Below are 14290 nucleotides of genomic sequence, written 5' to 3'. Positions count from 1 at the left end.
TCAGTCTGCCGAACGTGCGGACGAAACGCATGCGCGGGATGGGCGTAAGGTTGCGATTTGACCCGACCAGGCGCCCCTCGGGGGTTACCCCGCGGTAGAGATGACGTTTGACACTGACGGGGTACACGATGGACACCCCTGCCTCCTGTGGGCTCCACCGAACAGCGAAGGAACAGCGTGGCTTCCGGATCCGATCGCAATCCGATCATCATTGGCGGCCTTCCCAGCCAGGTCCCGGACTTCGATCCGGAGGAGACCCAGGAATGGCTCGATTCCCTCGATGCCGCAGTCGACGAGCGGGGCCGTGAGCGGGCCCGCTACCTCATGCTCCGCCTGATCGAGCGAGCCCGCGAGAAGCGCGTGGCCGTGCCCGAGATGCGCAGCACGGACTACGTCAACACCATCGCCACCCGCGACGAGCCGTTCTTCCCGGGCAACGAGGAGATCGAGCGCAAGGTCCTCAACGCGACCCGCTGGAACGCGGCCGTGATGGTCTCGCGCGCCCAGCGGCCGGGCATCGGGGTCGGCGGCCACATCGCGACGTTCGCCTCCTCCGCCTCGCTCTACGACGTCGGCTTCAACCACTTCTTCCGGGGCAAGGACGAGGGCGACGGCGGCGACCAGATCTTCTTCCAGGGGCACGCCTCCCCCGGCATCTACGCCCGCGCCTATCTGCTCGACCGGCTGAGCGAGGCGCAGCTCGACGCGTTCCGCCAGGAGAAGTCGAAGGCCCCGAACGGACTGTCGTCCTACCCGCACCCGCGTCTGATGCCGGACTTCTGGGAGTTCCCGACCGTCTCGATGGGCCTCGGCCCCCTCGGCGCGATCTACCAGGCCCGGATGAACCGCTACATGGAGGCGCGCGGCATCGCCGACACCTCCAAGTCGCACGTCTGGGCCTTCCTCGGCGACGGCGAGATGGACGAGCCGGAGTCCCTGGGCCAGCTGTCCATCGCCGCCCGCGAGGGCCTGGACAACCTGACCTTCGTCGTCAACTGCAACCTGCAGCGGCTCGACGGCCCGGTGCGCGGCAACGGCAAGATCATCCAGGAGCTGGAGTCGCAGTTCCGCGGCGCCGGCTGGAACGTCATCAAGCTGGTCTGGGACCGCTCCTGGGACCCGCTGCTCGCCCAGGACCGGGACGGCATCCTGGTCAACAAGCTGAACTCGACGCCGGACGGCCAGTTCCAGACGTACGCGACCGAGACCGGCGCCTACATCCGCGACCACTTCTTCGGCGACGACCAGCGACTCCGCTCGATGGTCGAGAACATGACCGACCAGCAGATCCTGCACCTGGGCCGCGGCGGTCACGACCACAAGAAGATCTTCGCCGCCTTCGCGGCGGCCAAGGCGCACAAGGGCCAGCCGACCGTGGTCCTGGCGCAGACCGTCAAGGGCTGGACGCTGGGCCCGAACTTCGAGGGCCGCAACGCGACCCACCAGATGAAGAAGCTGACGGTCGACGACCTCAAGCGCTTCCGCGACCGGCTGCACATCCCGATCACGGACCAGCAGCTGGAGGGCGGCGCGCCGCCGTACTACCACCCCGGGCGGAAGTCCGAGGAGATCCAGTACATGCACGACCGCCGCAAGGCGCTCGGCGGCTACGTGCCGACCCGTGTCGTGCGCGCGCAGCCGCTGAACCTTCCCGAGGACAAGACGTACGCCGCGGTGAAGAAGGGCTCCGGCCAGCAGTCGATCGCGACCACGATGGCGTTCGTCCGGCTGCTCAAGGACCTCATGCGGGACAAGGAGATCGGCAAGCGGTTCGTGCTGATCGCCCCGGACGAGTACCGCACCTTCGGCATGGACTCGTTCTTCCCGAGCGCCAAGATCTACAACCCGCTGGGGCAGCAGTACGAGGCCGTGGACCGCGAGCTGCTGCTCGCGTACAAGGAGTCGCCGACGGGCCAGATGCTGCACGACGGCATCTCCGAGGCCGGCTGCACGGCCTCGCTGATCGCGGCGGGTTCGGCCTACGCCACCCATGGCGAGCCGCTGATCCCGGTCTACGTCTTCTACTCGATGTTCGGCTTCCAGCGGACCGGTGACCAGTTCTGGCAGATGGCCGACCAGCTGGCCCGCGGCTTCGTGCTGGGCGCCACCGCCGGCCGGACGACGCTGACCGGTGAGGGCCTCCAGCACGCGGACGGCCACTCCCAGCTGCTCGCCTCGACCAACCCCGGCTGCGTCTCCTACGACCCGGCCTTCGGCTTCGAGATCGCGCACATCGTCCAGGACGGCCTGAAGAGGATGTACGGGCCCGACGCCGAGGACGTCTTCTACTACCTGACCGTCTACAACGAGCCGATCCAGCACCCCGCGGAGCCCGAGAACGTGGACGCCGAGGGCATCCTCAAGGGCATCTACCGCTTCAAGGCGGGCGAGGCCGGCGAGCTGCCGGCGCAGATCATGGCCTCGGGTGTCGCGGTGCCGTGGGCGATCGAGGCGCAGCGGATCCTCGCCGAGGAGTGGAACGTCAAGGCGGACGTCTGGTCGGCGACGTCGTGGAACGAGCTGCGCCGGGAAGCCGTGGAGGTGGACCGGCACAACCTCCTGCACCCCGAGGAGGAGCAGCGCGTCCCGTACGTGACGCGGAAGCTGTCCGGCTCGCAGGGGCCGTTCGTGGCCGTCTCCGACTGGATGCGTTCGGTTCCGGACCAGATCGCCCGCTGGGTGCCCGGCACCTACACGTCGCTCGGCGCGGACGGCTTCGGCTTCGCCGATACGCGGGGTGCCGCCCGGCGCTTCTTCCACATCGACGCCCAGTCGATCGTGCTGGCCGTCCTCACCGAGCTGGCCCGCGAGGGCAAGGTCGACCGGTCGGTCCTGAAGCAGGCCGTCGACCGCTATCAGCTGCTCGACGTCGCGGCGGCCGACCCGGGCGCCGCCGGCGGCGACGCCTGACGCGCGCCTTCGGGTGAGGGGCGGTGGGACCGGCGGTCCCGCCGCCCTTCGGCGTTCCCTACGATGCCTGCCATGAAGGAACCCACCCCACAGCTGCGCTGGGAAGCGCGCACCCGGACTCCGCTGCTGGGGCTCGCCGTGGCCTTCGGTGTCGCCTACGCCGTGCCGATCGTGACGCCCGACGCCGACCCGTGGGTGCACCGGCTGTGCGGGCACGTCGAGTGGGCCGTCTGGGTCGCGTTCGCCGTGGACTACGTCGTGCGGTTCGCCCTGGCACCGGCCAAGTGGCTGTTCGTATGCCGCCACCCCCTCGATCTGCTGGCGGTCCTCCTGCCGCTGGTGCAGCCGCTGCGGCTGCTGCGGTTGGTCTCCACTCTCCTCCTCGTGGGCCGGCGGGCCCGGATGGCGCCGCAGATCACGCTCACCGTCTATGTGGCGGGCGCGGTGGTCGGGCTGATGATGTTCGGCTCCCTGGCCGTGCTGCATGTCGAGCGCACGGCCCCCGACGGGAACATCAAGACGCTGGGCGACGCGGTGTGGTGGTCGTTCACGACGATGACGACCGTCGGCTACGGCGACCACGCTCCGACCACCGGTCTGGGGCGCGTCCTGGCGGTGGGTCTGATGCTGTCGGGGATCGCCCTGCTGGGTGTGGTCACCGCCAACATCGCCGCCTGGTTCATCTCCCGTTTCGACCGGGACGACGCCGCCGAGCGGCGGCAGACGGAGCTGCTCGAAGCCCTGACGCACGAGGTGAAGGAGCTGCGGGCGGAGGTGGCCCGCCTCGCCGCGTCCGGCGTCGAGCCGACGCCCCGCGCCGAACCGACGCCGCTGCACGCGACCGTCCTCGTGCCCGAGCCCGCCGCCATGCCCGAGCCCGCCGCCATGCCCGCCGTGCCCGAGCCCGCCGCCATGCCCGCCGTGCCCGAGCCCGGCCCCGTGGCGGCCCCCGCTCCCCGGCCCGGGGCGGCCGGGTCGGCTAGCGCTCCCAGATCTTGAAGGCTCTGACCTGGTAGGGGACCTGCGGCACCCAGACCCCGCGGCCCGGATAGGTCTCGAACTCCCCGGTCTCCGCGCACTCGGCCGACTGGTAGACCGTCACGGGCCGTCCCGTGCGGTTGGCGAGGGCCTGGGCCGTGGCGCCGGCGGGCAGCGGGACGCAGCTCTCGATGTCGGTGTCGGACAGCTCGTGGGCCAGCGCCCTGCCCTTGAAGTCGGCCTTGGGCCAGAGGCACAGCTGGCCAGGAGCGCAGGGGCCGAGCCGGGGCCCCGGAGCGACCGCGCCGCGGGCCGGGCCCGCACCCGCCGCGGCCGTGCCCACCGAGGCCGCCGCCACCGTCCCCGTCGTCGTGGTGGTCCCGGCGGTGGCGGCGGGCACGGCCCCGGCGGCGAGCAGGCAGGCTGCCAGGGCGGCGGTCGTCAGAACGGTCTTCGTACGCATGTCGGTGAACCCCCCGTTTGTCGTCACTCTCTGTAGTCGAAACTGTGGACCATCGCACCCTCCGTCCGGAAGGGGGGTTCCCCTCGGTTCACCCGGATAGGTGACAGCCCCGCCGGACGGATCCGGCGGGGCTGCTCGGTCACCGCGCGGGACGCGGTCGTTCACTCATCGGTCGGCCCGGCGGCCGCAGGGGTCAGATGTGGGCCGCGCCCGCGCCCGCCTCGGCGTTCTCGCCGCGCTTGGTCAGGGTGGCGACCAGCGCCGCGACGACGGCGACGACGCCGGCGACGGTGAAGGCCAGTCCCATGCCCTCCATGAAGGTGTCGTGGATGACACCGCCGATCGTCTCGAACAGGTCGGGAGTCACCCCCGGCGCCTTGGCCAGCTCCGGCGGGACCATGCCGAACTCGGCGGCCTGCTCCAGCTTCGGGTCGGCCGGGACGGGGATGCCCGCCTCCTTCCAGTTCTCCTCGAACGCGCTGGAGACCTTGGAGGACATGACCGCGCCGAGCACGGCCGTACCGAGCGCGCCGCCGACCTGCATGGCGGCCTGCTGGAGACCGCCGGCCACGCCGGACAGCTCCAGCGGGGCGTTGCCGACGATGACCTCGGTCGCGCCGACCATGACCGGGGCGAGGCCCAGGCCGAGGAGGGCGAACCAGAGGGACATGGCGAACGTGCCCGTCCCCTCGGTGAGGGTGATCATGCCGAACATCGCGGCGGCCGTGCAGACCATGCCGCCGACCAGCGGGATCCGCGGGCCGAACTTGGTGATCAGCGCGCCGGCCAGCGGCGAGGAGACGATCATCATCGCGGTCAGCGGCAGCAGGTGCAGACCGCTGTCGACGGGGCTGAGGCCCTTGACGCCCTGGAGGTAGAAGGTCACGAAGAAGAGGCCGCCCATGAAGGCGAAGGCCATCAGGACCATCAGGACCACACCGGCCGACAGCGGGACGGAGCGGAACATCGCCAGCGGGATGAGCGGCTCCTTGACCTTGGTCTCCCAGAGGGCGAAGAGCGCGAAGAGCAGCACGGCGCCGCCCAGGAAGCCCCAGGTGTTGCCGCTCGCCCAGCCCCAGGACTCACCGGCCTTGATGATGCCCCAGATGAGGGAGCCCATCGCCGCGGAGAGCAGCAGGATGCCGACGATGTCGAAGGAGCGCGGGGCGTTCGCCGCACGGTGGTCGCGGAGGATCACCAGACCGAAGGCGAGCGCGAGGACGCCGACCGGCACGTTGATGAAGAAGACGGACTGCCAGCTGACGTGCTCGACGAGCAGTCCGCCGACGATCGGGCCGCCGGCGGTGGAGGCGCCGATGACCATGCCCCAGATGCCGATGGCCATGTTCAGCTTCTCGGCGGGGAAGGTGGCGCGGAGCAGGCCGAGCGCGGCCGGCATCAGCAGGGCGCCGAAGAGGCCCTGCAGGACGCGGAAGGCGATCACGAGCGCGATCGAGTCGGACAGGCCGATCGCGCCGGAAGCGGCGGCGAAGCCCGCGATGCCGATGAGGAAGGTCTGGCGGTGGCCGAAACGGTCACCGAGCTTTCCGGCCGTGATCAGGGCGACGGCGAGCGCGAGCAGGTATCCGTTGGTGATCCACTGGACGTCGGCGAGCGACGCGCCGAGGTCCTTCTGGATGGCGGGGTTGGCGATGGCGACGATCGTGCCGTCGAGCGCCACCATCATCACGCCGATGGCGACGGCGAACAGGGTCAGCCAGGGGTGGCCTCGCAGTCCCTTCGCCGGGGCCGGCGAAGGCTCCCCGGCGCCCCCCTGACCCTGCGGGGCCTTTTCCACGGTGGTCTGACTAGTCATACGGAGGAGGATAATGTCAGCCACTGACAATTGACAAAGCGATTCACGCGTCGGTAACTGTCACGTAGCTCACAGGTACCCTGAGCTGCACACAGCGTCGAAAAGTGGCGGAAAGAGGACCAGGCGGTGACGGTTTCCGGGCTGCGGGAGCGGAAGAAGCAGCGCACGCGCGACGCGCTGCTCCGGGTGGCCCTCGAGCTGTTCACGACGCAGGGGTACGAGCAGACCACCGTCGACGAGATCGTGGACACCGTGGAGGTCTCCCAGCGCACCTTCTTCCGCTACTTCGCCTCCAAGGAGGAGGTGGCCTTCGCCGTCCAGCAGATGGTGGAGGAGCGGTTCGTCCGGGCGCTGGCCGAGCGGCCGGACGACGAGGGCCCGCTCGACGCGATGCGCAACGCCGTGCTCGCCTCCTGGGACACCATCGGGGAGGCGATCATGGAGGTCGTGCCCGTGGAGCTGTACCTGCGGACCTTCCAGATGATCGAGTCGACACCCGCGCTGCTCGCCACCCATCTGCGCCGCTCCACGGAGATGGAGGACGCCATCGCCCGGCTGATCGCCGAGCGGGAGGGCCTGGACGTGGACGAGGACCCGCGGCCGCGCATCGCGGTGGCGGCGTTCAGCGGGGTCATGCGGGTGACGGGACAGCTGTGGGGCCGGAGCACGGACCCGACGCTGGAGGCGATCCGTGCCCTGACCGAGCGGTACCTGGACCACCTGGGTCCGGCGCTCGAGCCGCACTGGCGCGACTGACGCGACCGACACGACCGAGGGCGACCGGCGCGACGGACGGCGGCCGTGCCACGTGACGCCGGCTCGCGCCCGTCGCGCCGACCGCCCTCACCCGACGCGGGCTCGTCGGCGCAGGGCAACCGGGCGCGCCCGGGACCGGTGTGTCCGCACACGGCACACGGCGTGCGTCAGGCGTACGGACGCACGCACGGCGTACCGCCGCACACGCGGAGCGTTACCACACATCCGGCCGTCGATGTGATCCCCGTCACCGACGGCGCGGCGCCGTGGCCGTGTCTCCTAGGGTGGGCCGCGGTGACTTCCTTCGATTCCTCCCCCACCCTCTCCGTGTGGCGCATGCTGCTCGCGCTGGCCGTCGTGTTCGTCCTCCTGGCGACCACCGGCTGGACGACCCTCCGTGATCAACGCGGGCCGGCGCAGCCTCGGGACAGCGCGCTCGCCGCGTGGGCGCGCGACCGGATCGGCCCGCGGGCCCTGCCCGACCCGGCCTCCCCCGCCCGTACGATCGCCGCGTTCTTCGCCTCGATCGGGCCGGCCCAGAGCGTCCGGCTCGCCGACGCCCACCCCTATGTCGTCGGCAACCTCAACGGCACTCCCGTGACGCTCCGCTACCGTGCCAACCGGCTCGCCCTCGCCCGCGCGCACAGCGCCGAGCAGGAGAGGGTCAAAGACGCCCGGCTTACCGCGGCGGGGCGCCACGAGACCCTGCGGCGCGTGCACCGGTTCGCCTCCCTCATGCGGCCCGGCCGGCAGATCCTGTCCTTCGACCCGACCGGCTCCGGCCGCACGGCCGAAGTGCTCGGCGATCTGGACCGGGCCCAGCGGGTCTCGGTGATCGTGCCCGGGGTCGACACCAATCTCCTCACCTTCCAGAAGACGCACGGCAAGTACTCGGCCCCCGCCGGGATGGCCGAGTCGTTGTACGCCGCAGAACGCCGGGCCGCGCCCCACACCCGTACCGCCGTCATCGCCTGGGCCGACTACACCGCACCCGTCGGGGTCGGCATCGACGCGGCCATCGGACGGCTCGCGGAGACCGGGGCCGTACGTCTGGTGGACATGACCTCCGCCCTGCCCGGCACCTCGCGCGTCAGCCTCTTCTGCCACAGCTACGGCTCCGTGCTGTGCGGGGTCGCCGCGCCCCGGCTGCCCTCCCGGGTGACGGACGTGGCCGTGGCCGGCAGCCCCGGCATGCGGGTGCACCGTGCGGCCGAGCTGGCCACCCGGGCCCGGGTGTGGGCCATGCGGGACACGGACGACTGGATCCAGGACGTGCCGCACCTCGAGTTCGGCGGAGTCGGCCACGGGGCGGACCCGGTGGCGCCGGAGTTCGGGGCGCGGCTGCTCTCGGCGGCCGGTGCCGTCGGCCACGCGGGCTATTTCGAGCCGGGCACCGCCAGCCTCGACAACTTCGCCGCGATAGGGGTCGGTTCGTACCACGCACTGACCTGCGCGAGCGCCGACAGCGCTTGCCTCAGTGGAATCTCCGGTGCCGAAGGGGCCTGACGCGCGTAGAGCGCGTCCGGACCGGCCCTTCACCGAGGGGCGACGCGTGGGCGCCCGGCACATACGATGAGGCACATGGGTGATGTGCTGGCCGGAATTCATGCCACCTGGGAGTTCGAGAGCGACGCCGTCGTCATCCGCTTCGAACGGGGGATCCGCACACCGAAACTGTTCCAGGCGCTGCGCGAACGACGCATCCCGCACGAGGCGTTGGCGTCCATGACGCTGTCCCCGGGCAAGCGGGGCACCGTCGTGCTGCACGCGGTGCCGCGACCGGGCGCCGATCCGCTGATGGAGGCGGCTGCGGGACAGCTGAAGGAGGGGCGCGACCCCTACCGGCTGGTGCTGCCGGCCGAGCGCGAGACCTTGGCGGAGTACTACGCGGACGAGCTGCGACCTCTGCTGCCGCGGGACGCGGGGTCGACGGACGGCTTCCTGGTGGCGGCGCCGGAGGGACCGCAGTCCTTCAAGGCCTTCGACGGGAGGGCCGGCTTCGACGGCACCTCGGAAGTGACGTTCCGCTGGTTCGGCACGGGCGCGTCCTCCGAGAAGTGGAAAGCCGGGGACCAGACGTTCTCGGTATCGGATCTCGGCGGGGTCGAGTGGCGCTCGCCGGACGTCTTCGACGGCTACCTGCGGCTGCTGCCCCGGGGCGGCGAGCCGGTGCACGCGCAGGTGGACCGGGACCCCGCGGCGGTCGTCTTCGGCCTCGGGTACGGCCTGGTCCACGAGTCCCTGCCGTTCGCCGCGTCGGTCCTCGCGGCGATCCGGGGCGCGGGACGGGTGGCGGCGCCACTGGGGGCGGAACGGTTCGACCCGGCGGGGGTGGCGGAGCGGATCCGGCACCTCGGGGAGCTGCACCGGGCGGGGCTGGTCACGGACGAGGAGTTCACGGCGAAGAAGACGGAGCTGCTGGCGCAGCTGTGAGGGGGCGGGGCCCGGACCGTATCGCGCCGGAGCGGGGCGGAGCGGGCGGGTACCGAGGCGGGCGTGCCGGTACGGAGACCCGGCCCCCGAAGGCCAGGGGGCCTGGCGGGCCTGGCCAGCGGGCCTGGCGGGCCTAGGCCGAGCGCGGGGCCGGCTGGTCGGGGTGCTCCGGGCGGGCTGGTCCGGGCAGGCTGGTCCGGGCCGGGCTGGTCCCGGTGGTCCGGGCGGGCTCGTCGGGCCGGGCGGGTCATACCTCGGTAGGGGCGGTGGACGACTCCTCGGTATGACGCCCCGCGGCGACGAGCCTGCCTAACCTGAGCGGGCCATGAGTACCGAGATCCCCGCCCCAGAGACCCCCCGGGACCCCGAGCGCCCCGAGACCCCGGCACCGGCCTCCGCCCCCGCCGCCGGGTTCCCCGCTCGCGCCGCGCGGCTCACCGCTCCCGCCCGGAGCGTGATGCAGGCCTTCGGAGTCGCCCTGGCGACGCCGACACGGCCCGGCGCCCCCCTCCTCGCCCACGCCCGGAAACGCTGGCTGAGGCTCCTCCCCTACGGAGTGGCCCTGGCCTTCGTCGCCTCGCTGCTCCCCGTCACCATCACGGTCCTCGTCCAGGACTACCAGGTCAACGGCGCCCTCGCCGGCGCCCTCGCCACCGCCCAGACCGCCCCGCTGCTGCTCGCCGTGACCCGCCCCCTCCAGGCGTGGTGGATCATCGGCATCGCCGACGTCGCCGGCGCGCTGGTCCTGCTCGGCGCCGACGGGGTCGACGGGCGGGCCTGGCCGTGGACCCCGATGGCCGTCGTCGGCTACCTCGCCCTGATGATCGCGCTCGGACTGCGCGAGTCGCGTCGCGCGCTGCTCGGAGTGTGGCTGGTGACCGGCGCCGTCGGCTTCGCTTTCGAGCTGATCTCGCAGCGGCGCGGCGACGGTACCCACGTCCTCCTCTTCGTCCTGAGCGGTGTCGTCCTGCTCGTCACGGCGACGTTGCGTGAGCGCGGTGACGCCGAGCGCCGCACCGCAGAGGAACGGGCGCGCACCACGGTTCTGGAGGAACGGGCCCGGATCGCACGGGAGCTGCACGACGTCGTCGCCCACCACATGTCGGTGATCACGGTCCAGGCGGACTCGGCGCCGTACCGCATCCCCGGCCTGCCCGACGCGGCGCGGGAGGAGTTCACCTCCATCGCGGCGAGCGCGAGGGAGTCGCTCGCCGAGATGCGGCGCCTCCTCGTGGTGCTCCGCAACGAGGGCGCGGAGGGCGAACGGGCCCCGCAGCCGGGCCTGGACCGGGTGCAGCAGCTGATCGAGGCGACGGTACGGGCGGGGCTGCCGGCCGAGTTGTCGCTGGCGGCGGACCTCGGGGACCTCGGCGTCCCGCAGGCGGTGGACCTGTCCGCGTACCGGATCGTGCAGGAGGCGCTCGCGAACGTCGTACGGCACGCGCCGGGGGCCCGGACCCGGGTCTCGGTGAGCGCGAAGGACGGCTGGCTGAGCGTCCTGGTCGTCAACGGCCCAGGGGCCGGGCGCACCGCGCCGCTGGAGGGCGGCCCGGGGACGGGCCACGGGCTGGTGGGCATGCGGGAACGCGTACGGTTGACCGGCGGCACGCTGGACACCGGGCCGCTGCCGGACGGCGGCTTCCGGGTCGCGGCCCGGCTCCCGCTGCGTACGAAGGACGGACTTCCGTGACCCCCATCCGCGTGATCATCGTCGACGACCAGGCCATGGTGCGCGCGGGGTTCGCCGCGCTGCTCGCGGCGCAGGCCGACATCGACGTGGTGGGCGAGGCTCCGGACGGGCGGGCGGGGGTGGAGGTCGCCCGGTCGACGCGTCCGGACGTGGTGCTGATGGACGTGCGGATGCCGGAGATGGACGGACTGGCGGCGGCGCGGGAGATCCTGTCGCCGCCGGCGGGGGTGGTGCACCGTCCGAAGGTCCTGATGCTGACGACGTTCGACGTGGACGACTACGTCTACGAGGCGCTGCGCGCGGGGGCCTCGGGCTTCCTGCTGAAGGACGCGCCGCCGGCCGACCTGATCGCGGCGGTACGGGTGGTGGCGGGGGGCGAGGCGCTGCTGGCGCCGTCGGTGACGCGCCGTCTGATCGCCGACTTCGCCGCGTCGCGGCCGGCGCCGCGGGGGGACCGGGCGGCCCTGCGGCTCAACGGGCTGACGCCGCGGGAGACGGAGGTGCTGGGGCTGATCGCCCGGGGCCTGTCGAACCAGGAGATCGCGGACCGGCTGGTGCTCGCGGAGCAGACGGTGAAGACGCACATCGGCCGGGTGCTGGCGAAGCTGGACCTGCGGGACCGGGCGCAGGCGGTGATCTTCGCGTACGAGTCGGGGCTGGTGGCGCCGGGAGACGGGGGCCGCTGAACCACGCGGCCGGGTGCCCCGCCCCGGCCCTTCGCGGCACGTCGGCGCGCGGCGCGACCGCGGGGTGACGCACCAGCGGCCCGCACCGGCCCTCCCGCCTCCTCCCCTCGCGGGTTTTCCCCCGGGGGAAAGCCCCACCCGCGCAGGGGGGCCGACGCCTCGTCCACCCCCTACCCCGGTGCCAGGGCGGAGTTGGCGCTCCGGGGTGACGTGGTGTCACCCACCTTCTTCCTACCTTCCTCTCGCCACGCACGAGAGACCGGAAGAGGGAGGGCAGCCATATGCGCCGCTACAAGAGGACCCTGGTGGCCGTCGCGCTCACCATCACGGTGGTGGCCGGGACGGCGGGGTGGGCGTCCGCCGGGGCGCAGCAGGCCGTGACCGGGGGTCCGGTCGGGGTGGAGGCGTGGCGGGCGGCCGGCCTGCCCGATCCGGAGGGGATGACGGCCGCGCGGGCCGCCGCGTTCTTCGCGGGGCTGAGTCCCGCCCGGCAGCGGGAGCTCGCCGCCTCGCACCCCTCCGTCGTGGGGAACCTCGACGGCGCCCCCCTCGCCCTGCGGTACGAGGCCAACGCCCGCACCGCGGGCCCCCGCTACGCCGGGCAGCAGGTCCTCGCCTACGACCCCCGGGGGCGGGGGCAGGTCGCCGTCGTGCGGGGGGACCTGCGCACCGCCGCGCACGTCGCCGTCGTCGTGCCGGGATCCGACGTCGACGCCGGGAACCTCGCTCCCCTCACCGACATGGCCGGCGCCCTCCACCGCGCCACCGGCGGCGACACGGCCGTCATCGCCTGGGCCGGTTACACCACCCCCGTCGGCGTCGGTCTGGACGCCGCCACCGGCGACCTCGCCGAGGCCGGGGCCGTGCGGCTCACCCGGCTCGCCGACGGGCTCGACGCGGTCGGCGCCGCCGAGCCGGCCGTCTTCTGCCACAGCTACGGCTCCGTCGTCTGCGGCCTCGCCGCCCCTGGACTGAAGGCCAAGGACCTCGTCGTCCTCGGTTCCCCCGGCATGCGCGCCGACAACGTCTCCGAGCTGCGGACCGACGCCCGGGTCTGGGCCGCCAAGGACCCCTCCGACTGGATCGACAAGGTCCCCTACGTGCGGTTCGCGGGGCTCGGCCACGGCGCGGACCCCGCCGACCCCGCCTTCGGCGCCCGTCGCGTCCCCGCCGAGGACGCGCACGGTCACGGCGGTTACTTCGCCCCCGGGACCCGCTCGCTCCGTACCTTCGCCGCCATCGCCCAGGGGGACGTCTCATGAACAGGCTCGCCCAGCGCATCGAGCACCGGACCCCCGCCCACCGCGACCGCGCCGTCGACGGCCTGCGCGCCCTCGCGCTGCTCGCCGTGCCGACCGGGCACTGGCTCCTCGGCGGTTTCACCCTGTCCTCGGACGGGGCCCTGCACAACGCCAGCCCGCTGTCCGCGTTCGGCGCGCTCGCGCCCGTCAGCTGGATCCTCCAGATGCTGGGGATCTTCTTCCTGGTCGGCGGCTACGCCTCGGCCCTGTCGTACCGGAAGCGGAAGGGCTCCACCGGCGACTGGCTCCGGCAGCGCCTCGCCCGGCTCGGGCGTCCCGTCCTCGGCGTCACCGCCGTCTGGGCCGTCCTGCTCCCCCTGCTCCACTACGGGTTCGGCGTGCCCGGTGACACCCTGCGGACGGCGTCCACACTGGTCGTCCAGCCCTTGTGGTTCGTCGGGGTCTACACCGTCGTCACCGCCCTCACCCCGCTGTGCCTCCGCGCCGCCCGGCGCATGGGCGCCTGGGCCGCCGTCCCGCTGCTCGGCTCCGTCGCCGTGGTCGACTTCCTGCGCTACGGACCGTACGCCGAGGCCGTGCCGTCCTGGCTCGGCGTCCTCACCATCCTTCCCGGCTGGCTCTTCGCCTACCAGCTCGGCGTCTCCTGGGCCGAGGGCCGGCTCGCCCGGCGTCACGCGTGGGGGCTGCTCGTCGGCGGCGCGGCGCTCTTCGCCGCCCTGCTGCTCGCCTTCGGCTATCCCGCCTCCATGGTCGGCGTCCCCGGCGAAGCCCGCACCAACTCCCACCCGCCGTCCCTGCTCGTCCTCGCCCTCGCCGCCACCCAGAGCGGCGCGGCGATCCTGCTGCGGGACCGGATCGGGAAACTGCTGACGCGGCCCGCTCTGTGGGCGCCGGTCGTCGTGGTCAACCTGTCGGCGATGACGATCCTGTGCTGGCACCAGACGGCGATGCTCGCCGCCGCGATCCCCGCCTCGTACGCGGGCGAGGTCGCCGGGCTCGTGGGGGCGCCGGACAGTGTCGGCTGGATCCTCGCCCGGCTGGCCTGGATGCCGCTCTTCGCCGCTCTGCTCGTCCTGGTCGGGCGGTACGCGCGCGGCTTCGAGTCCCCGTGGGAACGGACCGGCACGGCCCGCCGCGCGGCGGCCGGGCTCCTCGCGGCCGGCTTCGCGGCCTTCGCCCTCGGCCTGGCCTGACCGGGACCCGGCGGGTCAGGCGCCCCGGGGGCGGGGCCGGGTCGGGCCCGCGCCCGCGCCCCGGCTCCCGCTCCCACGCCGCCACCGGCTCCGCACCCGCCGC

At 73.0% G+C, this 14290-nt stretch carries 11 protein-coding genes; 9 read left to right on the top strand and 2 right to left on the bottom strand.

What is annotated here, in order from left to right; translation table 11 throughout:
• Positions 1–177 precede the first annotated feature (177 nt).
• Positions 178–2910 carry a pyruvate dehydrogenase (acetyl-transferring), homodimeric type gene (aceE, locus tag AB0K65_RS17350; protein ID WP_365717268.1) on the top strand — a complete coding sequence of 911 codons (2733 nt, stop codon included), beginning with the start codon at positions 178–180 and terminating at the stop codon, positions 2908–2910.
• A 63-nt stretch (positions 2911–2973) separates the two neighbouring features.
• Positions 2974–3909, top strand: coding sequence for a potassium channel family protein (locus AB0K65_RS17345; RefSeq protein ID WP_365717266.1), 936 nt, complete (start codon positions 2974–2976; stop codon positions 3907–3909).
• Here AB0K65_RS17345 and AB0K65_RS17340 read toward each other — a convergent pair.
• Together AB0K65_RS17340 and AB0K65_RS17335 are read right to left on the bottom strand one after the other, a co-directional pair.
• On the bottom strand, positions 3890–4351 hold the full coding sequence (locus AB0K65_RS17340; protein WP_365717264.1) for a peptidase inhibitor family I36 protein: 462 nt from the start codon (positions 4349–4351) through the stop codon (positions 3890–3892). The genes AB0K65_RS17345 and AB0K65_RS17340 overlap by 20 nt on opposite strands.
• 193 nt (positions 4352–4544) lie before the next feature.
• Positions 4545–6167 (bottom strand): MFS transporter, encoded by a 1623-nt coding sequence (locus tag AB0K65_RS17335; RefSeq protein ID WP_365717262.1) that lies wholly within the window; start codon positions 6165–6167, stop codon positions 4545–4547.
• Between the two features lie 126 nt (positions 6168–6293).
• Here AB0K65_RS17335 and AB0K65_RS17330 point away from each other — a divergent pair, with 126 nt between their 5' ends.
• From AB0K65_RS17330 to AB0K65_RS17300, 7 genes are all read left to right on the top strand, one after another.
• Complete coding sequence (locus tag AB0K65_RS17330; RefSeq protein WP_365717260.1) at positions 6294–6923, top strand: TetR family transcriptional regulator; 630 nt, start codon at positions 6294–6296, stop codon at positions 6921–6923.
• A 294-nt stretch (positions 6924–7217) separates the two neighbouring features.
• Positions 7218–8429: an alpha/beta hydrolase gene (locus AB0K65_RS17325; protein WP_365717258.1), complete on the top strand. Its 1212-nt coding sequence runs from the start codon at positions 7218–7220 to the stop codon at positions 8427–8429.
• 75 nt (positions 8430–8504) lie between these two features.
• Entirely contained in the window at positions 8505–9356 is an 852-nt protein-coding gene (locus AB0K65_RS17320; protein ID WP_365717256.1) for a DUF4429 domain-containing protein, read from the top strand.
• Positions 9357–9813: 457 nt separating this feature from the next.
• Complete coding sequence (locus AB0K65_RS17315) at positions 9814–11046, top strand: sensor histidine kinase (RefSeq protein WP_365717432.1); 1233 nt, start codon at positions 9814–9816, stop codon at positions 11044–11046.
• On the top strand, positions 11043–11732 hold the full coding sequence (locus AB0K65_RS17310) for a response regulator transcription factor (RefSeq protein WP_365717254.1): 690 nt from the start codon (positions 11043–11045) through the stop codon (positions 11730–11732). The genes AB0K65_RS17315 and AB0K65_RS17310 overlap by 4 nt, the downstream gene beginning before the upstream one ends.
• A gap of 281 nt (positions 11733–12013) precedes the next feature.
• Complete coding sequence (locus tag AB0K65_RS17305; RefSeq protein ID WP_365717252.1) at positions 12014–12994, top strand: alpha/beta hydrolase; 981 nt, start codon at positions 12014–12016, stop codon at positions 12992–12994.
• Positions 12991–14187: an acyltransferase gene (locus tag AB0K65_RS17300; RefSeq protein ID WP_365717250.1), complete on the top strand. Its 1197-nt coding sequence runs from the start codon at positions 12991–12993 to the stop codon at positions 14185–14187. The genes AB0K65_RS17305 and AB0K65_RS17300 overlap by 4 nt, the downstream gene beginning before the upstream one ends.
• Positions 14188–14290 lie beyond the last annotated feature (103 nt).

It is taken from the genome of Streptomyces sp. NPDC053755 (genome assembly GCF_040677675.1).
Lineage (GTDB): Bacteria > Actinomycetota > Actinomycetes > Streptomycetales > Streptomycetaceae > Streptomyces.
Note: the sequence above shows the minus strand (reverse complement) of the source record. Positions and strands in the feature narration are given on the sequence as shown.

Bases quoted from the DNA above. Each gene is read 5' to 3' on its own strand.
- AB0K65_RS17315 (WP_365717432.1), top strand. From the start codon at position 9,814: ATGCAGGCCTTCGGAGTCGCCCTGGCGACGCCGACACGGCCCGGCGCC.
- AB0K65_RS17340 (WP_365717264.1), bottom strand. From the start codon at position 4,351: ATGCGTACGAAGACCGTTCTGACGACCGCCGCCCTGGCAGCCTGCCTG.
- AB0K65_RS17335 (WP_365717262.1), bottom strand. From the start codon at position 6,167: ATGACTAGTCAGACCACCGTGGAAAAGGCCCCGCAGGGTCAGGGGGGC.
- AB0K65_RS17320 (WP_365717256.1), top strand. From the start codon at position 8,505: ATGGGTGATGTGCTGGCCGGAATTCATGCCACCTGGGAGTTCGAGAGC.
- AB0K65_RS17345 (WP_365717266.1), top strand. From the start codon at position 2,974: ATGCCTGCCATGAAGGAACCCACCCCACAGCTGCGCTGGGAAGCGCGC.
- AB0K65_RS17305 (WP_365717252.1), top strand. From the start codon at position 12,014: ATGCGCCGCTACAAGAGGACCCTGGTGGCCGTCGCGCTCACCATCACG.
- AB0K65_RS17300 (WP_365717250.1), top strand. From the start codon at position 12,991: ATGAACAGGCTCGCCCAGCGCATCGAGCACCGGACCCCCGCCCACCGC.